Raw genomic sequence first — 22,184 nt, 5'->3', positions numbered from 1 at the left:
GATAGGTAGCAGCAATGGATGCAATAAAAAAGATACACCAGTTTGACCGGTTCGGAAGCGTCCTGGGGTTGGAACGGATGAACGTGCTGCTAAAAAAATTGGGAGACCCGCACAAGCCTCTGCGGGTCATCCATGTGGCCGGGACCAACGGAAAAGGTTCCGTATGCAAGTTTATCTACGAGGCGCTTGCGGCCAACGGATATAAGGTGGGGCTTTACACCTCCCCTTTCATTCAAAGCTTCCACGAGCGGATTCAATTGGACGGCGCATTTATATCCGACCGGGAGCTGGACCAATACACCGATCAGGTGATGGAAAAAGCAGAAGAAATGGTGCGGGAAGGCCTGGATTCGCCGACTGAGTTCGAAGTGGTGACAGCCATAGCCTTCTTGTATTTTGCAGGGCGGAAGGCTGATTTTGTAATTCTGGAAGTGGGGCTGGGAGGGAGCGGCGATTCTACCAACGTGGTGGAAAACCCGTTGATCAGCATCATTACTTCTATTTCCTACGACCATATGGATCGGCTGGGAAATACCCTGGAAGAAATCGCCGGCGAAAAGGCCGGCATCATCAAAACCGGCGTGCCGGTGGTTTCCAATGTGGAGCAAAAGCAGGCGGCGCGGGTTATCGCCAAAAGAGCCTATGAAAAAGGCGCGGTCCTTTACGATGCTGCAAAGCTAACGTATGGGATCCGGGAACAATCTCTGTCAGGATATGCCTTTGACATAGAGATTTATGGAACCGACTACAGCGGCGTCCGCATCGGCATGGCAGGCAGACATCAGATTGAAAATGCGAAAACTGCTTTGACCGCCTTGGAGATTCTCAGAAAAAAGGGTATAATAAAAGTAAGCCGTGACAAATTATACCAAGGACTGCTTTGTGCCAGACAGCCGGGACGATTTGAAGTTCTGGACGGCGACCCTTGTGTCGTTCTCGACGGCGCCCACAACCAGGCGGGGGCGGCAGCGCTTAAAGAAACGGTGAAAGCTTGTTTTCCTCAGCGACGGATCGTCGTGGTCACCGGCATGCTGGCAGATAAAGAGACGGATCAAATTACCGATGAGCTCTGTCAGATTACCGATCAGTTCGTGGTAACAGAGCCGGACAATCCGAGGAAAATGCCTGCAGAGGACCTTCGGCAGCTGCTGGACAAAAAAGGCGCGGTCTGCAAAGTAGCATCGAATGCAAAAGAAGCATACCGTATGGCAGCAGAAGCGCCATTTGATCCGGAAGTGGTTCTGATTGCCGGATCGTTGTATTTAATAGGAGAAATAAGGGGGCTGTTTAACTAATGTGCCAAGAAAAAGCTGAAAAAGTATTACTCTTTTATAACCCGAATTCGGGAAACGGACTATTTAAAAATAATTTGGATTATATTATCGATCGCTTCCAGACGGCCGGATATCAGATTGTACCAGTGCGTGCAGCCAAAGGGATGGCAATCGATCGGGCGCTGGCGACAATGAACGTGGATGAATACCGGCAGATCATCGCTGCCGGCGGCGACGGTACTATTAATATTTGTGTCAATGCTATGATCCGTCACGATATCCATCTTCCGCTGGCGATCTTCCCTGCGGGAACGGCCAATGATTTTGCTTACTATTTTGAAATCCCTACCGATATTGACGGTATGGTGGACATCGCTCTGGGGAACCATTTTACCAACGCTGATGTGGGAAAGGTCAACGACCGGCATTTTATCAATGTGGCGGCCATGGGCGCTCTGATCGATGTGAGCCAGAAAACGGATCCCAATTTGAAAAACACCATCGGAGTCATGGCCTATTATCTAAAAGCGGTTACTGAGGTGCCCAATCTGCGGGCGCATAAAGTGCGGCTGATCACGCCGGATGAAACCTATGAAGAGGAGATGTATTTTATGGTGGTTATGAACGGGATATCTGCCGGCGGCTTTAAAAAGATTTCACCGGAATCCGAGATTAATGACGGCTTGATGGATGTAATCCTATTCCGTAAAATGCCGATTATTGAACTGGGACCTCTGCTGTTCAATGTGATACACGGCAACCATTCCAAAAACAAACACGTCTTGACCTTCAAAACAGCAGAGCTGCGATTGGAGTCGGACGACGATGTTTCTACAGATATCGACGGCGAACAAGGAGAAAAGTTCCCGCTTAATTTCGGTCTTCTCCATAACCGGCTGAAAATTTTTACAGAGGAGGATGATTTATAGATGATTAATATTGTAATGTCCGAAACCAAGGATTATGAAAAATTAGTGCCCTTTTTCATCGAAAACGAGCTGGAGTTTTCAGAAGAAGAGCCGGTGCCTACTGACCTGGTCAAATGCTGGCAGGTAACCCACGGAAAGGACGAGCATCTGGTAGCTGCGCTGGTTCTGGCCAAGAGGGAAGGTGAATTCATCATCGATGGAATCGCAGTGGAAAAGATTTACCGTAAACTCAAGATCGGCAAGATTCTGCTGGATAAAGCGGTAGAAGAAACTTTATCACAAGGGGGGAGCGGTATCTACTTGGTCGCCCGCGCTCCGGAATTTTTTCGAAAGTACGGATTCAAAACCGTTCCCAGGGAGGAAGCACCGAATTTTTTTGAGTGTCTGACCTGTCCACAATACGGAAAAACCTGTCATCCCGAAGTGATGAAGCTAGATTTCGAGTAATAATTCCCCCCAAAAGGCAATATATTCTATAAGATGCGAACCACGCCGGGGCATCTTTTATTGAGACGCAACCTTGCGGCAATGCCGTGTTAAGATGATGTGTTTATCATAGATACTTTGCTTTAGGGGGATTTTTATGGAAAAGATTCTGGAAGGAAACAGCGCGCAGCTGGTGGGGAAGGTCCTGTCGGAACTGGAATTCAGCCACAAAACGTATGGAGAAGCTTTTTATGTGGCACTGCTGGGAGTGGTGCGAAAAAGCGGTTATGAGGACGATATCAGACTAATGGTATCTGAACGTCTTATCGGCAGCATGTCCCTTACGCCGGGTCAGACTGTAAAAGTCTCCGGACAGGTACGCACTTATAACCAGGAGTGCGAAGGAAAAAATCGATTGAATGTTGTAGTTTTTGTCAGGGAAGTAGAAGTACTTGAGGCGGAGACTCCTCATGAAAATCGAATTTATTTGGAAGGATTTGTGTGCAAAAAACCGGTGAGAAGGACCTCGCCTCTTGGGCGGGAAATTTGTGATTTAATGCTAGCAGTTAACCGTATGTATAATAAATCCGATTACATACCATGTATTGCTTGGGGCCGAAATGCTGCATACGGCGGAGAACTGGACGTAGGATGCAAGCTGGCCATTGAGGGAAGGATACAGAGCAGAGAATACAAAAAACGGGATGAAGAAGGAAATGTAAGTGTGAAAGTCGCTTACGAAGTATCGATTATCAAGATGGAAGAATGCTAAAAGAAGCGGGTCAAAAGAGAAACTTTAATTTGATTTAACTTTCTGAACCGGACGTTGTAAAAATCGCCCAAAGCGCGGACTTTGGGCGATTTTGAGTCCGCGCACCTAAAAAAATTTACACCAATTAGGCAAAAAATAGTCTGATTTTATTTCGGTCAACCACCATCCACGCTACACCAGCAAAACGCCTGCCTCATGGACAAAAAGCAACAATATATCCAAGAACCCTTTGACGTCTTGCATGCCGCAGCATGCTTTGTTCGATCCCTTGATCACCGATTATTGATTAATCACCTGCTCCAGCTTGTCCCGAAAGACTGTGACCTGAGGAGAAAGATTTTCAGCACCATTGTTGATAGCGCTTTCCAATACCTCGGCAGAGCGTGCCAAATAAGTAAGTCCTAATGTCCCGGCCAGTCCCTTAATGGAATGGGCTAAAATTTTTGCTTTGTCCCTGTGGCCGGAAGTTAAGTGGTCTTCCAGCGTATCGCAGGCCTGGGCATAGTTCTTTTTAAAGCGAGACAGATGCTTTTCGTAAAGGGCGGTGCTGCCGCCGAGATTTTCAATGGCTTGATCCCTGCCGGCAAAAGGATCCTCCTGAAGTCTTGTCTTTCCTCCGACGGGGGCATCCTCGATATAAGGACGCAGGGCGCTGTAAAGCTGGGTGTATTTGAACGGTTTCAGTATAAAATCGTGGAATAAATCTTTGTAACGCATTTGTATCTCCTTATCCATATTTGTTGCAGTAAGAGCGATGATTGGCGCGGTTATGCCCATTTCTTTCAGTTTGCGGGCGGTCTCATACCCATTCATAATTGGCATATGAATGTCCATTAGAATGACGCTGTAATATTCGTCTCCCGATTGTTCACACATATTGAGCGCCTCCAGGCCGGAAGCTGCATGCTCACAGGTCAGATTTACACGAGTGAGAAGATCTTCAACGACTTCGTAGTTTATGGGAGTATCCTCTACAACGAGAATGTTTTCTCCATGACCTTGCAAGACCGGTACCAGCGACGTGTTTTTTTCTTCGGCGCTATAGTACTTGGGCGCAGTGATCGTAAAGCAAAATGTGGATCCCATCCCCTTTTTGCTCTCAGCCCATAAAGAGCCGCCCATATGTTCAACCAAGTGCTTGCAAATAGGCAGACCCAGCCCTGCACCCGAGTGCATTTTCGTCAAATGGCCCTCTGCCTGATAAAACTCTGTAAAAATGCCTGAAAGATCTTGAGGATCAATGCCGATGCCTGTATCCTCTACAGCGATTTTCAGTGTGATCGTATCCTGGAATTCTTTTAAAACCGATACGTTAATGCGGACATATCCTGCATCCGTGAACTTACAGGCGTTATTAATTAAGTTGACCATGACCTGTTCCATCCGGAGCCGGTCCAGGTTTAAACACAGCTCAGAGTCGAATCCGTAATTGGTCAGCAAATGAATTCCTTTTTGGGAAGCCACGGGCTGAAACATCTGTTCCAAATCCTTTAAAAGATCCAGCAAGCAGAAATGGGAAGGCTCCAAACTGATCGTACCGTTTTTCAATTTTGAAAAGTCCAGTACATCATTAATTAAAGTGAGCAGATAATCGGAAGACGTATTGATCTTGGAGACGATTTCTTTCTGACGATCATCCAGATCTGATTCCTCCAAAATGTGACTAAGGCCTGTAATCGCATTGAGAGGCGTTTTCAGCTCATGAGAAACATTTGCCAGGAGAGATTCCTTTGCCTCGATATGGAACTGCACTTCTTCAAGCTGATCAATCAGCTGCTGCTCCATCACTACTTGCTTTGTATGGTCATAAATAGTTAGAACACATTTTGCCTGCTCTTCTTTGTCAAAAATTGTAAAGGCGGATGCTTCAAAATAGGAATCCTTAAATTGCAATGTTTGTCTCACCGGCTCTCTGGATTCCAAATAAGGGACGAGCCGGTATTCCATTAAAAATTGATAGATGCTCTTGGGAAGATATTCCGCGGCATTATGCCCAATCAGAGAAACCTCCTCAAGCTCCATGAACTCTCTGAAACGACAGCTGACAAACTCAAAGCGATTGAATTCGTCCAGCACTGCAATCCCATTTTCCGCGTGCTTTAATATGCTGTTAGAAAAATCATTGTAATAGCTGATAGACCCCTTAATTTTTTTGATTCTTATGGATTCCGCAACGAACATCGTGACCAGCAGTAATCCAAAAAAAACCAGCGAATTCTCCAATAAGATAGCCATCCCTGTACTCAAATCCCGGTTGTGCAGGAACAGCAAAATGATAATGTTAATGATAAATATGGATCCAACGCAGGTTATCGTGGTTATAACCGTATCATTTTTTTTCATAAATCAAATTACCCCCAATTCTCTACTTAAATTGCTATTTAAGTAGATTTTATAGTGAAAATAGACAAAAATCCACAACACATTTACGACAATTTGTGAGCTATTCGTAAAAAATGTTGTGGTGTTTTGTCGAAATTGGTAGAATAGAAGAAAAATGCAGAGGAAGGGAGGAAAATGCGTGTCGAATCTTGTCGTTTTGGCGGGAACGGTTTGTTACTCAGTAACAATTGGAATCCTGGCTGGGCATGCCGTTGTGTACATTTTTAATAAGATTCCGGCCAAGTGGCTTTGTGATTATGGTGAGGAACCGGATGAAAAACTGAAAGATCCGTATCTTCAAAGGATAAAAGGATTTCCATGGAAATGGATTTATTCCGGCTTTTTTACAGCCGGTTTGCTCAGGCTGGCTTTTTTTGATTGGGTGCTTTCCTTGGCGGCAGTTGTTCTTTGCTGGGCACTCCTGGAGATCGCATTGGCCGATAAAAAATACGGAATTATTCCGGATCAGTTTGTCCTATTGACGGCGATTTCCGCACTGGGCTTTATTCCCTTTCACCAAACCTTTCTTGAGCCGCTTTGGGGCGCGCTTTTGGGCAGCGGCGTGATGCTCCTTTCCGCCCTTTTTGGAAAACTGATTTTCAAAAAGGAGTCTCTCGGTTTGGGAGATGTCAAGCTGTTTGCAGCCCTGGGTCTGGCATTGGGATTTAAAGGCACATTGGCTGTGCTGGTCCTGACTGCTTTCAGCAGTGCCGGGGTTTTCTCCTTCCTTCTGATCAGGCGGAAAATCAAACGCACCGACATGCTGCCCTTGGGTCCGTATATCTGCGGCAGCGCCATTTTTTATACAGTAATTATCTGGCCGCTGTTGTAAAAACGCAGAATTCATATATAATAGAAGGGATAAAGTTCTCATTCTGATGAGATCTGCGGCATCCGGTCCAGTCCATCAGTAAAGATATAGCAAGAGAGGATAAGAGATGATTACAAGCAAACAAAGAAGCTTTCTCAAAAAGCTGGCCCACGAACTTGAGCCGACGGTTTTTTTGGGGAAAAGCGGGCTAACAGAAAATATAAAAAAAGAAATGGAAAACGGATTTGAATCCAGAGAGCTGGTGAAAGTCAAACTCCAGGAAGGCTGCAGCCTGTCGCCGAAAGAGGTGGCAAACCAGCTGGCCCAGGAGCTGAATGCAGAATTTGTACAAGCAATCGGCCGCAAATTCGTACTTTACAGGGAATCAAAGGATAATAAACAGATCCTTCTGCCCAAGAAGTAGGTATTCCCATGGAAAGAAACCTGCTTCTTACCATTGAATACGACGGGACCGATTTTTCCGGGTGGCAGAGACAGCCGGGACGGCCGACGGTACAAGGTACCCTGGAATCGGCATTATCGGCAGTGTGCGGCAAAGAGATCCGCATCGACGGGACCAGCAGGACCGATGCCGGCGTCCACGCCTACAGACAGAGAGCCACCCTGAAGGGTGAATTTGGAATACCGACAGAACGCTTGGCGCTGGCCGTCAATCACAGGCTGGCAGGCGGTATGCGGGGAAAGATGGCTGCTGGACCCATCCGCGTTACGGACGTCTGTGAAAAGCCAATGAACTTTCACGCCCGTTTCGATGCCAAAGGAAAGACTTATATTTATAAAATCCGCAATTCGGAAAATATGGACGTGTTTCAACGAAATTACTGCTATCAAATTCCCAGGCCCCTGGATTTGCCAGCCATGAAGCTGGCTGCCGAGCAAATTACAGGTACCCATGACTTCCAATGCTTTCAAGCATCTGGCGGCACAGAGCGGGAAACTACGGTACGCACCATCTACAAGCTGGAATTGCGCCAGGCAGGCAGCGATATCCAAATATGGGTGACTGGAGACGGGTTTCTCTACAACATGGTGCGGATCATAACAGGAACCTTGGTGGAAGTCGGAATGGGAAAGATACCTCCCACGGCCGTAGCTTCCATCATTGAAAGCGAGGACCGCCAAAATGCGGGCCATACGGCGCCGCCGCAAGGGCTCTATCTGGGAGAGATTTATTATGAATTACAGGAGGTACCAGGATATGATGAATGAACGCCCGGGATGGGATGAATATTTCATGGAAATGGCTGAACTCACAGCAAAGCGTTCCACTTGCCTGCGCAGACAGGTGGGAGCTGTGATCGTTCAGGAAAAACATATAATCGCTACAGGATATAACGGCGCGCCCCGCGGCCTGGAACACTGCAGCCAGCGGGAAGGGGGCTGTCTGCGCCAGCAGCTTGGGATCCCTTCGGGAGAAAGGCACGAGCTTTGCAGAGCCCTGCATGCAGAACAAAATGCCATTATTCAGGCAGCCACGCTGGGCCACAGCATTGAGGGCGCGACCATATACATAACTAATCAGCCCTGCATGATTTGCGCCAAGATGATCATCAATGCGGGAATCCGCAGAATCGTCGTCAAAGAAGGCTATCCGGACCAAATGTCCGTGGATATTCTGGCGGAAGCGGGATTGAAAATCGTAATGTTAGGAGACCAGTAACAGTGGAGTTTAACTTTTTTATACTATGGGCAGCGTTTCTCACATCACTTGTCCTGGCACTGGCGTTTACGCCTCTGGCCATTTGGCTGGCGCCCAAAATCGGAGCCATGGACATACCCAAGGACGAGAGAAGAGTTCACGTTAAACCAATTCCTCGCTTCGGCGGGATGGCGATCTTCATTGGAGTCATGGCTTCGACGCTGATCTTTATCATGCCCGCCTTCATTCCGGGCAAGACGGTGGAAGGAATTCTTATCGGAGGAGCCTTAATCTATTTGTTTGGCGTGATCGATGACTTGCGGGATATCAATCCCAAACTGAAACTTCTGGGACAAGTAGTCTGCGCTTGTATTGTTTACGCATCAGGAATCCGGCTGGACTTTATCAATGATTTTCTTGGCGGAGAGGATCTGCTTTTTTCCAGCGTTCCGGCTTTTCTGGTAACCATCTTGTGGATCGTCGGTATCACCAATGCGGTCAACCTGGTCGATGGATTGGATGGACTGGCGGCAGGAATTGCAGCCATTGCTTCCCTCTGTATTGCCTATGCCGGCTATATCCACGGCCACTACGTAGCGGCGACGGCAATGCTTGCTGTAGCCGGAGGAGCGTTGGGATTTCTGCCCTACAATTTTCACCCGGCCAAGATTTTTATGGGAGACGGAGGCTCGCAGTTCCTGGGGTTTTGTCTGGCAACCTTTTCTTTGATCCAGCCGGTCAAAAGCGCTACGGTAGTAGCGGTTGCCATTCCTGCTCTGGTACTGGGGCTGCCGATCTTTGATACTGCTTTTGCGATTCTGCGGCGGATAATCCGCAGGCAGTCCATCATAGTGGCAGATAAAGAACATCTCCATCATCGAATTATGCGGGCAGGATTCGGCCAAAGACGTTCAGTGATGATCATGTACTGCATCAGCGGAATCATGGGGGTAATTGCAGTCCTCTACAGCAGAGGCCATATGATGGTGGAATGCCTGGGGTTATTGGCGATTGTCGTTATGCTGCTGTATGTGCTTCTTTCCGATACCAGCAACAAAAGGATTGAGCTCAATGCAGTTAATATAAAAAAAGAAGAGGAGAAAGAAAAGAAACACAAAAAATAAGAAAAGAATGTCAAGAAGAGAAGAGAATTTAAACCATTCGGATCAAAAAGGGCTGTACAGGACCCTGGCGGTAGTAGCTCTGCCGATCGCGCTGCAAAGTTTGATCGGTTCCTCCCTCAATCTGGTGGACAACTTGATGGTGGGCAGCCTGGGTGAAGCGGAACTCAACGCAGTTGGAGTTTCCGTGCAGATTTATTTTATTCATTGGATGGTGATGTTTGGCTTTACCAGCGGATCCTCCACCTTTATGGCCCAATTCTTTGGGGCAAAAGACCTTCATAACATAAGAAAGACAGCGGGATTTGCCATAACAGTAGCGATGAGTGTCAGTATTCTGTTTTTCACCGCAGCCATGTTTTTCCCCCATTATGTTCTGCGTATCTTTACCAGGTTTCCGGAAGTCATCGACCTGGGTGTGGGCTATGTAAGGATGGCGGCGCCTGCGTTTCTATTTGTAGCGATTAACGTACCTTTGACTGCGGCCCTGCGCGCTACGCAGCAGACCAAGCTGCCGCTGTACATCAGTGGAGTAGCTTTCCTGACCAATACCTTTCTCAATTACTTATTTATCTTTGGAAGTTTGGGAGCTCCTAAATTGGGAGTGACAGGAGCTGCACTTGCTACTATGATCGCGCGGGCAATCGAAATGTCGCTGACCTTGATCGTGATCTTCGGCCGCAAAAACTTGATTGGTGGTAGGCTGAGAGAATTCTTTGACTTTGACAAGGAATTTGCGGTAAAGATCATCAAAAATGCCATACCTACTACGATAAACGAAACCATGTGGGGGTTGGGCACAGCTCTTTATATCGCTGCCTTTGCCAGAATCGGCGTAACAGAGGGCGCTGCTGTTCAGGCCTGCAATACCATCAATAATCTGTTTATGATGGCCGCCTTCAGCGTGGGAGACGCGACCCTGATTCTTGTCGGACAGAAATTGGGAGAAGGCAAGCTGGAGTATGCCTATTATCTGGCAAAGAAGTTGGTGCGTATCAGTTTGATCATCGGCATCTGTGCGGGATCGGGTTTGATTTTATGCGGAAAACCCCTGCTGAGCCTCTTTGATTTTACCCAGACTGGTGCAGAGTATGCATTTTGGATTCTAGTAGTATATGGCTGTACCATGTGGATGGGAATTTACAACGCTACCAATATAACCGGTGTACTGCGATGCGGCGGTGATACCCGTTACGCGATGCTCGCTGAGGTTTTGGCGGTTTGGTGTATCGGCGTGCCTACAGCCTTTCTTACAGCGCTGGTGCTGAAATGGCCGATTTATTTTGCAGTTTTAGCAGTAAGATTGGAGGATGTGGCCAAAGGTATCGCATTAACGAGACGCTTTTTCTCAAAAAAATGGGTTAAAAATGTGATACGGGATATAAGCGGCAATGATACAGCAAATTAGTTGTAAAATGAAGGACTTCATAGGCAAGTTTATGGAAAACAAAAAAAGCCTCCCCCTAAGGGGAAGGGGCTTTTTTTAATTATCACATGTGAGAAAATGATACAAATGTTGGAATTTGTCGGATTTGAACCATTATTCTTCAAAAAACATTTGGTTAATTTTTAACAATTCTTTACTTTTGAAAGAAAAGGTTTATAATATAGTATTATGGCAAGAAAGTTATTAAAATCAGAAAGCAGAAGGGGAAATTATGACAACAATGGATGATATCCGCAAACTAAAAAAACAGATATTTCTGTATGGGAGTTTAGTCGCCCTGGTGTGCGAGCTGATTTCCTTTTTTATTTTGGGATGGGACCTGGGTTTCCTGACAGGACTGCTGGCAGGACTGGCGACCGCCATCGTGAATTTTAATATTCTGGCATTCACCCTGGACCGGATGCTCAAAAGCGGGAATCAGGGAACTTCGGCGCTGGGCTTCTTTGTGAGAATGACCCTCTACTGTGTGGTGTTCTATTTCGCCATTACCAGGAGCTATGCTGCCGGAGCCGCATGTTTGATCGGTTTTCTGACTTTAAAAGTGCCCATGTATTATTTTTACGCCATCAAGCCGAAATTTAATACAGAGCGTAAGATTCGCCCGGAGGTCCAGGCCATGTATGAGGAAGAGGACAAGAAGGCGGAAGATGAATATTACGGAAGGGAGGAGTGACTATGCATGATTTGGCTCACCTGGGACCCAAAAAGGTATTCATATTTGGTGACGGAAGCTTTTATCTGACAGAGACGGCTGTCTGGGGCATCATTGTCGCAGTCATTATATTGGTTCTGGCTCTGTGGTCCGTCCGCAAGATGGAACGGATCCCCAGAGGAAAGCAGGTAGTTGCGGAGCTGGTCGTGACCAAGACCTATGACATGGTAAAACAAATCATGGGCAAGGAAGTGGGCGAAGCGTTCGCACCCTATATGGGGACGATTTTCTTTTTCCTGCTTATTTCCAATATGCTGGGACTTTTCGGCTTCAGGCCGGTAACGACGGATTTGAATTGTACTTTTGCGCTGGCGCTGACCACATTCGCATTGGTTCAAATAACAGCGATCCGTTATCAGGGCCCGGTTGGAAGACTGAAAGAGCTTGCTTCACCGATGGCATGGATGTTTCCGATCAAGATCATTGAGGAAGTGGCAAGACCGCTTTCACTGGGATTCCGACTGTTCGGGAATATCCTGGGCGGACTGATCGTTATGTCGCTGGTATACAGCGGGCTGGCCAGCTTATCGTACAAACTGGTAAGCTTGCCGATTTTAGACACCATTCTGCCGCTGCCGGCCAATGCGTTCTTCGACATGTTCGAGCCAGTTCTGCAGGCGTACATTTTCACCATGTTATCCATGGTCTATATTGCCCAGGAAGCAATTGTGATCAGTGCCCATAAGGGAGAATAATAAAGCATCATCAAATGAAAGTTTAAGGAGGATTTTTAAAATGACAGGAATTACACCGGAAGCATTTGTACTTGGAATGTCGGCATTAGGAGCAGGACTTGCTATGTTCTGCGGTATTGGTACAGGAATCGGACAGGGCTACGCGGCAGGACGCGCCGTTGAAGGCGTTGCCAGACAGCCGGAAGCGCAGGGAGATATTTTAAAGACTATGCTGGTAGGTCAGGGTGTTGCAGAGACTCCGACGATCTTTGCCTTTGTTGTATCGATCGTATTGCTTTTCGCCAATCCGCTGGTTGGAATGCTATAAGATGAATGTGAAACATAAACTTGACGGGGAGGTGTAGAAATGCAATATACGGGGCTGATAGAATTTAACTGGACCTTACTCATGATCTGGATCACCGTCATCATCTTATTTCTTGTTTTAAAAAAGTTTTTCTTTGAAAAAGTGCACAAGTTTGTCGAAGCAAGAGAAAATTCCATCAAGGATGCTTATGACAGCGCGGAGGCTGTAAATCGCAAGGCCGATGAGAAGATGGAAAACTATAACAAGAAAATCGCCAAGATAGAAGGGGAAGGCCGTGAGATTATCAAGGAAGCCAAGATCCGCGCGGAAGCCCAGGCAGCAGAAATCGTTCAGGATGCCAATAATAAGGCCAATGAGATGATGCTGGCTGCAGAAAAACAGATCGAGCGGGAAAGGCAGAAAGCTCTGGCAGAAATGAAAGAGCAGGTGGCTGCATTGGCTCTCCTGGCCGCAGAAAAGATTGTCGAACGGGATATCGCGCAGATTGGCCAAGATCAGATCGTAGATGAAATCATTGAACAGGCAGGTGCAAGTCAATGGCAGAATTAACAATTGACCTGACTTACGGCAGCGCACTGTTTCAGGCTGCGGAAGAGACGGGTAAAAAAGATCTTATCCTGGATGAAGCATGCCAAATACTTGGCATCTTTGAGCAGGAGCCGGATTTCTATGCCTTCGTCAATTATCCGGCCATATCAGCCAGAGAAAAGAAAGACGTTCTTAAGAATGTCTTTGAAGGAAAAATCTGTAAGGAACTTTTAAATCTGCTGTATGTTTTGGTGGATAAAGGCAGGACCCGGCATTTCCCGAAGATCGTAAAAGCGTACAAAGAAATGATCGACCATGAAGAAGGATACGCCTACGGCAGTATCTATTCTGTCGTGCCTTTAAAACCGGAGCAGCTTGCCAAATTCGAGGAACAGACGTCCCGGTTGATAAAGAACAAAGTCCGGCTGGAAAATTTGATCGATCCTAAGCTGATCGGGGGCGTGAAGATCCTGGTGGACGGTCGCATCATCGATGCTTCCATACGCAAGCGCTTTGCGGATCTGGGGAATCAATTACTTTAACAGAGAGGAGATAGCCATATGAACTTACGACCTGAGGAAATAAGTGCTGTCATAAAGGAACAAATAAAGAACTACGAAAATCAGCTGGAAATATCTGATTTTGGAACCGTTATACAGGTCGGAGACGGTATTGCAAGAGTCTACGGATTGGAAAAGTGTATGGCGGGTGAACTGCTGGAATTCCCAGCAGATACCTACGGCATGGCGCTGAATCTGGAAGAAGACAATGTAGGCGCGGTTATACTGGGTTCCGATAAAGAGATTAAAGAGGGCGACATTGTAAAGCCCACTGGAAAAGTGGTAGAAGTTCCGGTGGGTCCCGAGATGATCGGGCGCGTTGTCAATGCGTTGGGGCAGCCAATCGACGGCAAAGGGCCCATTACCGCGGTAGAGCACAGACCCATCGAGTACCCGGCACCCGGCGTATTGCAGAGAAAATCCGTAAACCAGCCTCTCCAGACCGGGATTAAGGCCATCGACTCCATGATCCCCATCGGAAAAGGCCAGAGAGAGCTGATCATCGGTGACCGGCAGACTGGAAAAACGGCCATTGCCATCGACACCATCATCAATCAAAAAGAAGAAGACGTGATTTGTATCTACGTTGCTATCGGCCAGAAGCAGTCTACCGTGGCCCAGCTGGTACAAACACTGGAAAATAAAGGCGCTATGGACTATACCATCGTCGTTTCGGCCACAGCCTCGGAGGTGGCTCCCCTGCAGTACATCGCACCATATGCGGGATGCGCCATCGGGGAACACTTTATGTACCAGGGAAAGCACGTACTCATTGTCTACGACGATCTGTCCAAACATGCGGTGGCCTACAGAGCCATGTCCCTGCTGCTGAGAAGGCCGCCGGGAAGAGAAGCTTATCCGGGGGATGTTTTTTACCTGCACAGCAGACTGCTGGAGCGGGCGGCGAGGCTTTCCGACGAATTGGGCGGCGGGTCCATTACCGCGCTGCCCATCATCGAAACCCAGGCTGGCGACGTTTCCGCATATATCCCGACCAATGTTATTTCCATCACCGACGGACAGATCTTCCTGGAGACGGAGCTGTTCTTCACCGGCCAGAGGCCGGCGGTTAACGCAGGTATTTCCGTATCCCGTGTAGGAGGAAACGCCCAGATCAAAGCCATGAAACAGGTTTCCAGCAAGGTTAAGCTGGAACTGGCCCAATACCGGGAACTGGCCAACTTTTCCCAGTTCGGATCCGATGTGGACGCGGACACGAAAAAGAGGCTGGACCACGGCCTGATTCTGATGGAAATTCTCAAACAGCCTCAGTATCAGCCGATTCCGGTAGCCCATCAGGTTATGATCATCTACGCGGCGATCAATAATTACCTGGCTGATCTGGAAATTGATCAGGTAAAGGTATTCGAAAAAGAACTTTACGAGTTCATGGATACCCACTATCCGGAGGTTGGAAAATCCATCAAGGCCACGGGAAAACTGGAAGAAGAAGCGGAAAAGCAGCTGCAGGAGGGGATCAAGCTTTGCAAGGGATCCTTTACCAGGCTGGCCGTTTAATGAGCGTTAACAATTAATTATTGAAAAGAAGGGGGTGAGGAAATGGCGACCAGCAGTATGCAGGACATAAAACGGCGTATCAAGAGCGTCAACAGTACCGAACATATTACCAACGCCATGAAACTGGTGTCTGCGGGAAAACTGAGAAAAGCCAAGGCCACCTTTGAAAAGACCAATGAGAATTTTCACTATATAACCCATTCTATTGCCGAAATCTTTAACAACAGCAGCGACGTACCCAAGCAGTATCTTCTGGGGAACAGAGAGATCAAAACAACCTGCTATATTATTGTCACCAGCTGCAAAGGCCTCTGCGGCGGGTTCAACACCAATATCATCAAAGAGGCGGAACAAGAGATTCTGGCGGACTGGGAAAAACCGATGATCGTTGCTATTGGCACCAAGGGCAAGGAATACTTTGAAAAACGGGGTTACGATATTTACAGCGAATATCTGGCTCCGCCTGAAAGCATTTCCTTCCTGGAAACGCAGAAGATGAGTAAACCGATCATTGAAATGTACAACGAGGGGAAAATCGATGAAGTAGTGCTGATCTACACATCCTTTATCAGCAGCCTGGAGCAGGAAGTAAAAAATGTTACCCTGCTGCCCTTTGACATCGAGCATGACCCGGAAATCATGAAGCTGGATAAAGCGGTGGAATACGAACCGTCGGTGGAGGCCGTATTCAACTATCTGGTTCCCAAATATGTAGAAATGATGATCTACGCCGCAGTGGTGGAATCGGCCACCTGCGAGCACGCCGCCAGGCGTATGGCTATGGAAAACGCCACCGACAATGCCAGGGAGATGCTGGACAGCCTGTCCCTGTATTACAACAGAGCGCGTCAATCGGCAATTACCGATGAGATCATTGAGATTGTTGCCGGCTCAGAAGCGCAGAAATAGTAGGAGGTAGATATGGGCAAAGGAATCATACATCAGATCATTGGGCCTGTTATCGATATAAAATTTGACCCGGAGGAAATGCCGGAGCTGCTGAGCGCTATCAATATAGAGTTCGAAGGAAAGACCATTGTTACGGAGGTAGCTCAGCATATCGGCGATGACGTTGTGCGTTGTGTCGCATTGTCGTCCACGGACGGCCTGACAAGGGGCATGGAAGCGGTAGACACCGGGGCGCCCATCAGCGTACCGGTGGGCAAGGAAGTTTTGGGCAGAATGTTCAATGTTATCGGAGAAACCATCGATGAAAAAGGTCCTGTGGGCACAGACATTCGCTCTTCCATCCACAGACAGGCCCCGGAATTCGACGAACAGGACACGACAGCGCAGATTTTCGAAACCGGAATTAAGGTTATCGACCTGATCGCGCCTTATACCAGAGGCGGTAAGGTAGGTCTCTTCGGCGGCGCCGGCGTAGGCAAAACCGTGTTGATCCAGGAGCTGATCAATAATATCGCCAAGGAACACGGCGGAATTTCCGTTTTCGCAGGCGTGGGAGAACGTACCAGAGAGGGCAACGACCTTTATTACGAAATGATCGAATCCGGCGTAATTAACAATACGGCCATGGTATTCGGACAGATGAACGAGCCGCCGGGCGCCAGAATGCGTGTAGCGCTCACCGGCCTCACCATGGCGGAATATTTCAGAGATCAGGAAGGACAGGACGTACTTCTGTTTATCGATAATATCTTCCGTTTCACTCAGGCTGGTTCCGAGGTATCGGCACTGCTGGGACGAGTGCCGTCGGCCGTCGGCTATCAGCCCACTCTGGCCACTGAGATGGGCGCTTTACAGGAACGAATCACTTCCACAAAGAAAGGTTCCATCACTTCCGTACAGGCCATCTACGTGCCTGCGGACGACTTGACCGACCCGGCCCCGGCGACGACATTCGCCCACCTGGATGCGACTACGGTACTGTCCCGTGCCATCACAGAACTGGGCATCTATCCGGCGGTGGATCCGCTGGAGTCAACATCCAGAATCATGGACCCGCTGATTCTGGGCGAAGAGCATTACAATACCGCCAGAGGTGTCCAGGAAGTGCTGCAAAGATACAAGGATTTGCAGGATATTATCGCCATTCTGGGCATGGATGAATTGTCCGATTCGGATAAGCTGGTGGTAAACAGGGCCAGAAAGATTCAAAGATTTCTCTCTCAGCCTTTCAGCGTAGCCGAACAGTTCACCGGAAGCCCAGGCAAGTATTTGCCGCTGAAGGAAACGGTCAGAGGCTTCAAAGAAATATTGGAAGGCAAACATGATGAGATACCGGAATCCATGTTCCTCTTTGCAGGGGGCATTGATGAAGTGGTAGAAAGGTTTGAACAGAGCCATGAGTAGAACGGTAAAACTTGAAATCATTACACCGTCAAAGCTATTTTACCGGGGAAAAGTGGAACTGGTGATCGCCAGAACGCTGGAAGGCGACGAAGGCTTTATGGCTGGCCATTCCTGGGCCTGCAAGCTGCTGGACATCGGCGAACTGTGGATTCAGGAGCAAGGAAAAAGTTATAATGATTGTCGGATCGCGGCCATTGCCGGGGGATTTATTGATGTGAAAGACAGCATTATCATCTATACGGACGCCGCCGAGTGGTCGGAGGATATCGACATGGATCGCGTGCTCAGTGAAAAGGCCAAGGCGGAAGACTGGCTGACCCATGAGACCAAACACGATCCCGATGAGATCGCCAGGGCGCAGATTGCCATCTCCAAGGCCATCACCAGGATGAACGTAGCCGAGGGCGGCGCTAGAAGAAAGCGATAAACAATCAGTAACAGATAAGACCGGAAGCAGGCCGTTGAAACAGGCCGGCATCCGGTCTGTTTTTTATGCTTTGGCATAAATCGTCTTGGTGCTAATTCCCGGCAGTGCTCCCAGTTTGCCTGACAGAGCACTGATTGTGTCGGCCGGCGCCTCCATGGCAATACTAATAATCGAAATTTCTTTTGTCGGATGCGGTACACCCATGCGACCGATAATAAACTGCTTGTAATCATGTAGAATGGAATTGAGCTTGTTTACAGAGTCGGGGTTTTCCACAACAATTCCAACCAATGCTGTTCTAGTTTCCATATGTATTTCCTCCATAGCCATTAGGATATCACTAATTTTTTCTTTTCTCAAGAGCCAGTCGAAAAAATGATGGATTCTTTGGGGCTGGCGAGTGCGGGCCGATTGGGCCAGAACAGGGCAGATTGGTTTACCATAATGAAAACGCCGTATTTTTGTGTAAATTAGTGCAAAAATTGTGGGCTGCAGAGGGTGAGATTGGGAAAAATCAGAACTATGAGCGGTTTTGGCTAAATTGACATGCCGAAACCGTTGAAATTTTACACTAATTTCGGCCAACTTTTCAAAATTAGTGTAAACAGTCTCACTGGTTCTGATCTGCTTCATAAAAAAATCCCCCAGAGCAGCTGCTCTGGGGGAAGGAGTGATCTATTCGTCGTAATTTGATCTTTCGTGGTAGTGAGTGTGAAGCAGGTCGTGGGATTTCTTGCCGCCGGCCATGCCCAGGAACTCTTTGTAAAGCTTTTTAACAGCCGGATTATTATGGGACTTGCGGATGTAAGTCGCGCGATCCTCTTTGTACAAACCTTTCGCTCTTTCTTCACGAACATCAATCCAGTTGCGCACGTCGGAAAGCTGCAGCGGCTGGCCGCCTCCATTGATACAGCCGCCGGGGCAGGCCATGATCTCCACAAAGTGGAACTCTTCGCCGGCACGGATGGCTTCCATCAATTTTCTGGCATTTCCAAGGCCGTGAGCTACGGCAGCACGGACCTTTAAATCAGCGATTTCCACCGTGGCGATCTTGATGCCTTCCAGACCGCGGACTTCTTCATACTCAAAGTTGTCGGCGGAGGAATCGTTCAAGATATCTGCAACCGTACGCAGAGCCGCTTCCATAACACCGCCGGTGGTACCAAAGATAACACCTGCGCCGGACGCGTTGCCGAATGGATCGTCAAAGTCGCTGTCGCCCAGATCCGGGAAGTCGATACCAACGTCGTAGATCATCTTGCCCAGTTCTCTGGTGGTCAGAACCACATCCACGTCAGGACGGCCGTCCACATTCATCTCAGGCCTGGAAGCCTCAAATTTCTTCGCAGTACAGGGCATAACGGATACAACAAAGATTTTATCCGGATCAATGCCTTCCTTCTGTGCGTAATAAGTCTTGAGCACAGCGCCGAACATCTGATGAGGCGACTTGCAGCTGGACAAGTGATCCAGCATATCCGGGAAATTATGTTCGCAGAACTTGATCCAGCCCGGTGAACAGGATGTGATCAGCGGCAGAGTTCCGCCGCCGCGGATGCGGTCGATCAGCTCCGCGCCTTCCTCCATAATCGTCAGGTCAGCGCCGGTATCCGTATCGAATACCTTGTCAAAGCCTAACATTCTGAGCGCAGTAACCATTTTGCCGGTTACTGGAGTGCCGATCGGCATTTCAAAATCCTCGCCCAGCGCAACTCTGACAGCCGGAGCGGTCTGAACCACAACATGGGTATCCGGATCGTAAATCGCTTCCCAAACCTGGTCGATATCGCTCTTTTCGTGAAGCGCGCCGACCGGGCAGTAGTTGATGCATTGTCCGCAGTTTACGCATGGCGTATCGGCAAGAGACAGGTTGAACGGTGCTGCAATCTTGGTCTCAAATCCTCTGTTGACACAGTCGATAACGCCTACTGTCTGAATGTTCTTGCAGGCGCTGACGCATCTTCTGCAGAGAATACATTTGTTGGGGTCGCGGACAATGGAAACGCCGATATCCAGAGGCTGCTTTTTCTGCTCTCCTTCAAAACGAACGTTATCCACCGACAGCTTGTTGGCCAGGGACTGAAGTTCGCAGTCCATCCAGCTTCTGGTACAGGTCTGGCACATGGAGTTGTGGTTGGAAAGGATCAATTCCAGATTGACCTTTCTTGCCTCCATGACCTTCGGAGTATGGGTGAATACTTCCATTCCTTCGCTGACCGGGTGGACGCAGGCGGCCTGCAGAGCTCTCGCCCCCTTGACCTCCACGACGCACATACGGCAGCAGCCCACTTCATTTACATCTTTCAGAAAACACAGGGTGGGAATGGTGATGTTTACTTCTTTCGCTGCCTCGAGAATGGTATAATTCTCAGGCACGTAAAGCTTAATACCGTCAATGGTTATATGTACTTTATTCATATCGTTTTACGCTCCCTTCTTACGCATTCTTGAGGATGGCCTTGAACGGACATTTTTCCATACAAAGTCCGCACTTAACGCATTTATCCTGATCAATCGAGAACGGCGTATTCTTATCACCGGAGATACACTGAGTCGGGCAGCCCTTCTTACAAATGCTGCAGCGTTTGCAGGTATCGGTATCGATGATGTATTTAACCATGGATTTACATACGCCGGCCGGACATTTCTTGTCGACAACGTGGGCGATGTATTCGTCACGGAAATATTTCATAGTGGATAGCACCGGGTTTGGAGCTGTCTGCCCCAGCCCGCAGAGGGCGGAAGCCTTAATGTTCTTTGCCAGAACTTCCAGCTTATCCAGATCTTCCATAGTCCCTTTACCTTCTGTGATTCTTGTTACGATTTCCAGCATCCGCTTGGTTCCGATCCGGCATGGAGGGCATTTTCCGCAAGATTCATCCACCGTAAATTCCAGGAAGAATCTGGCCAGGTCGACCATGCAAGTGTCTTCGTCCATGACGATCAGTCCGCCGGATCCCATCATGGAACCCAGTGCGATGAGGGATTCGTAGTCGATGGGCGTATCCAGCTCGCTGGCCGGGATACAGCCTCCCGATGGTCCGCCTGTCTGAGCGGCCTTAAAGGTTTTTCCGTTGGGTATGCCGCCGCCGATATCATAGATGATTTCCCGCAGCGTGGTACCCATGGGAATTTCCACAAGTCCTGTATTATTGATTTTTCCGCCTACGGCGAATACTTTCGTTCCTTTGGATTTTTCCGTACCGATATTAGCAAACCAGTCAGCGCCCTTCATGATGATGACAGGAACGTTGGCATAAGTTTCAACATTGTTCAGGATCGTAGGCTGGCCGAAAAGTCCCTTTACAGCCGGGAACGGCGGTCTTGGTCTCGGTTCGCCCCGCTTTCCTTCGACAGAGGTCATAAGCGCAGTTTCTTCACCGCATACAAAAGCGCCGGCTCCCAGACGAATCTCCAGGTCAAAGTCAAATCCTTTTCCGAAGATGTCTTTGCCGATGAGTCCGTAAGCTTTCGCCTGCTCGATGGCAATGGAAAGACGTTCAACGGCGATCGGGTATTCTGCTCTTACATAGACAAATCCCTGGTTGGCTCCGATGGCATAGCCGGCAATGGCCATGGCCTCAATGAGGGAGTGGGGGTCGCCTTCCAGAACCGAACGGTCCATGAACGCGCCCGGGTCGCCTTCGTCCGCGTTACAGCATACATATTTTTGCGCAACCTGCTGAGCAGCAGCAAAGCTCCATTTGGTCCCGGTGGGGAATCCTGCGCCGCCCCGGCCTCTCAGCTGAGAAGCTTTGATGGTATCGATGACATCCTCCGGCTCCATTTCCGTAATTACTTTTTCTAGAGCCAGGTAACCGTCTCTTGCTATGTATTCGTCGATTTCTTCGGGATTAATGGCGCCGCAGTTTCTCAGCGCTACACGCATCTGCCGCGAGAAAAAGTCCACGTTGTCCAAAGCATTGGTAATCTCTTCAGCAGTCTTGTCACCGGCCAAAAGCCGTTTAACAACTTCGCCCTTTTGCACGTGAGATTCAAAGAGCTCGGACACATCGTCCGGCTGAACGGTGGTGTACATAATATGATCTGGATAGATCATTACAATCGGGCCCTCGGCGCAGAGGCCGAAGCAGCCGGTCTTTACGACTTTCACGTCATCCTGCATCTTGTTGATGCGAATCAGCTCTTCAAAGTTTTCGATAATTTTCATGGAGCTGGAAGACGTGCATCCCGTACCTCCGCAGACCATGATATGCATCCGGCCGCCTGCTTTGGTCGGCTCGGCGTCTTTGTCTACACGGATCATCATGTCCGCGCGCTTGGCTTTTCTTATTTTATCAA

General features: G+C 48.5%; 23 protein-coding genes. 19 read left to right on the top strand and 4 right to left on the bottom strand.

Annotated elements, in window-relative coordinates:
* Positions 1-14: 14 nt before the first annotated feature.
* The 4 genes from NIA71_RS10125 (at position 15) to NIA71_RS10110 (ending at position 3,401) form a co-directional block, all read left to right on the top strand.
* On the top strand, positions 15-1,295 hold the full coding sequence (locus NIA71_RS10125; RefSeq protein WP_253020338.1) for a bifunctional folylpolyglutamate synthase/dihydrofolate synthase: 1,281 nt from the start codon (positions 15-17) through the stop codon (positions 1,293-1,295).
* A complete protein-coding gene (locus tag NIA71_RS10120) occupies positions 1,295-2,203 on the top strand; it encodes a YegS/Rv2252/BmrU family lipid kinase (RefSeq protein WP_148396950.1) in 909 nt (302 codons plus the stop codon). The genes NIA71_RS10125 and NIA71_RS10120 overlap by 1 nt, the downstream gene beginning before the upstream one ends.
* On the top strand, positions 2,204-2,650 hold the full coding sequence (locus tag NIA71_RS10115) for a GNAT family N-acetyltransferase (protein WP_253020337.1): 447 nt from the start codon (positions 2,204-2,206) through the stop codon (positions 2,648-2,650).
* A gap of 136 nt (positions 2,651-2,786) precedes the next feature.
* Positions 2,787-3,401 (top strand): single-stranded DNA-binding protein, encoded by a 615-nt coding sequence (locus tag NIA71_RS10110; protein ID WP_148396948.1) that lies wholly within the window; start codon positions 2,787-2,789, stop codon positions 3,399-3,401.
* A 279-nt stretch (positions 3,402-3,680) separates the two neighbouring features.
* Here the strand turns inward: NIA71_RS10110 and NIA71_RS10105 are convergent, their stop codons facing one another.
* Complete coding sequence (locus tag NIA71_RS10105; RefSeq protein WP_253020336.1) at positions 3,681-5,744, bottom strand: ATP-binding protein; 2,064 nt, start codon at positions 5,742-5,744, stop codon at positions 3,681-3,683.
* Positions 5,745-5,922: 178 nt separating this feature from the next.
* Here NIA71_RS10105 and NIA71_RS10100 point away from each other — a divergent pair, with 178 nt between their 5' ends.
* From NIA71_RS10100 to atpC, 15 genes are all read left to right on the top strand, one after another.
* Complete coding sequence (locus tag NIA71_RS10100) at positions 5,923-6,615, top strand: prepilin peptidase (protein ID WP_227755561.1); 693 nt, start codon at positions 5,923-5,925, stop codon at positions 6,613-6,615.
* A gap of 106 nt (positions 6,616-6,721) precedes the next feature.
* Positions 6,722-7,018, top strand: a complete 297-nt coding sequence (gene yhbY / locus NIA71_RS10095) for a ribosome assembly RNA-binding protein YhbY (protein WP_148396945.1) — start codon at positions 6,722-6,724, stop codon at positions 7,016-7,018.
* 8 nt (positions 7,019-7,026) lie between these two features.
* Entirely contained in the window at positions 7,027-7,824 is a 798-nt protein-coding gene (gene truA / locus NIA71_RS10090) for a tRNA pseudouridine(38-40) synthase TruA (RefSeq protein ID WP_253020335.1), read from the top strand.
* Positions 7,814-8,275, top strand: a complete 462-nt coding sequence (locus NIA71_RS10085; RefSeq protein WP_148396943.1) for a deoxycytidylate deaminase — start codon at positions 7,814-7,816, stop codon at positions 8,273-8,275. The genes truA and NIA71_RS10085 overlap by 11 nt, the downstream gene beginning before the upstream one ends.
* 2 nt (positions 8,276-8,277) lie before the next feature.
* Positions 8,278-9,378, top strand: coding sequence for an MraY family glycosyltransferase (locus NIA71_RS10080; protein WP_148396942.1), 1,101 nt, complete (start codon positions 8,278-8,280; stop codon positions 9,376-9,378).
* Positions 9,379-9,385: 7 nt separating this feature from the next.
* Positions 9,386-10,783, top strand: a complete 1,398-nt coding sequence (locus tag NIA71_RS10075; RefSeq protein WP_148396941.1) for an MATE family efflux transporter — start codon at positions 9,386-9,388, stop codon at positions 10,781-10,783.
* 250 nt (positions 10,784-11,033) lie between these two features.
* A complete protein-coding gene (locus NIA71_RS10070; RefSeq protein WP_148396940.1) occupies positions 11,034-11,495 on the top strand; it encodes an ATP synthase subunit I in 462 nt (153 codons plus the stop codon).
* A 2-nt stretch (positions 11,496-11,497) separates the two neighbouring features.
* Complete coding sequence (gene atpB, locus NIA71_RS10065) at positions 11,498-12,229, top strand: F0F1 ATP synthase subunit A (RefSeq protein WP_148396939.1); 732 nt, start codon at positions 11,498-11,500, stop codon at positions 12,227-12,229.
* 40 nt (positions 12,230-12,269) lie between these two features.
* Positions 12,270-12,536 (top strand): ATP synthase F0 subunit C, encoded by a 267-nt coding sequence (gene atpE / locus NIA71_RS10060; RefSeq protein ID WP_148396938.1) that lies wholly within the window; start codon positions 12,270-12,272, stop codon positions 12,534-12,536.
* A 39-nt stretch (positions 12,537-12,575) separates the two neighbouring features.
* Positions 12,576-13,085 (top strand): F0F1 ATP synthase subunit B, encoded by a 510-nt coding sequence (atpF, locus tag NIA71_RS10055; RefSeq protein WP_148396937.1) that lies wholly within the window; start codon positions 12,576-12,578, stop codon positions 13,083-13,085.
* The gene (gene atpH / locus NIA71_RS10050) at positions 13,073-13,606 is read left to right on the top strand and encodes an ATP synthase F1 subunit delta (protein WP_253020334.1); all 534 of its coding nucleotides are present in this window, start codon (positions 13,073-13,075) and stop codon (positions 13,604-13,606) included. The genes atpF and atpH overlap by 13 nt, the downstream gene beginning before the upstream one ends.
* A gap of 18 nt (positions 13,607-13,624) precedes the next feature.
* Positions 13,625-15,142 carry a F0F1 ATP synthase subunit alpha gene (gene atpA / locus NIA71_RS10045; protein WP_253020333.1) on the top strand — a complete coding sequence of 506 codons (1,518 nt, stop codon included), beginning with the start codon at positions 13,625-13,627 and terminating at the stop codon, positions 15,140-15,142.
* 42 nt (positions 15,143-15,184) lie between these two features.
* Entirely contained in the window at positions 15,185-16,051 is an 867-nt protein-coding gene (gene atpG / locus NIA71_RS10040) for an ATP synthase F1 subunit gamma (protein ID WP_148396934.1), read from the top strand.
* 12 nt (positions 16,052-16,063) lie between these two features.
* Positions 16,064-17,455 (top strand): F0F1 ATP synthase subunit beta, encoded by a 1,392-nt coding sequence (gene atpD, locus NIA71_RS10035; RefSeq protein WP_148396933.1) that lies wholly within the window; start codon positions 16,064-16,066, stop codon positions 17,453-17,455.
* Entirely contained in the window at positions 17,448-17,882 is a 435-nt protein-coding gene (gene atpC, locus NIA71_RS10030; RefSeq protein ID WP_148396932.1) for an ATP synthase F1 subunit epsilon, read from the top strand. The genes atpD and atpC overlap by 8 nt, the downstream gene beginning before the upstream one ends.
* A 63-nt stretch (positions 17,883-17,945) precedes the next feature.
* Here the strand turns inward: atpC and NIA71_RS10025 are convergent, their stop codons facing one another.
* From NIA71_RS10025 to nuoF, 3 genes are all read right to left on the bottom strand, one after another.
* Positions 17,946-18,191: a TM1266 family iron-only hydrogenase system putative regulator gene (locus NIA71_RS10025; protein ID WP_148396980.1), complete on the bottom strand. Its 246-nt coding sequence runs from the start codon at positions 18,189-18,191 to the stop codon at positions 17,946-17,948.
* A gap of 366 nt (positions 18,192-18,557) precedes the next feature.
* Positions 18,558-20,300: an NADH-dependent [FeFe] hydrogenase, group A6 gene (locus tag NIA71_RS10020; protein ID WP_148396931.1), complete on the bottom strand. Its 1,743-nt coding sequence runs from the start codon at positions 20,298-20,300 to the stop codon at positions 18,558-18,560.
* Between the two features lie 19 nt (positions 20,301-20,319).
* A complete protein-coding gene (nuoF, locus tag NIA71_RS10015; RefSeq protein WP_148396979.1) occupies positions 20,320-22,149 on the bottom strand; it encodes an NADH-quinone oxidoreductase subunit NuoF in 1,830 nt (609 codons plus the stop codon).
* Between the last annotated feature and the right edge of the window lie 35 nt (positions 22,150-22,184).

Origin of the sequence: Ihubacter massiliensis (genome assembly GCF_024125305.1) — a bacterium.
GTDB classification, from domain to species: Bacteria; Bacillota; Clostridia; order Peptostreptococcales; family Anaerovoracaceae; genus Hominibacterium; species Hominibacterium faecale.
Note: the sequence above shows the minus strand (reverse complement) of the source record. Positions and strands in the feature narration are given on the sequence as shown.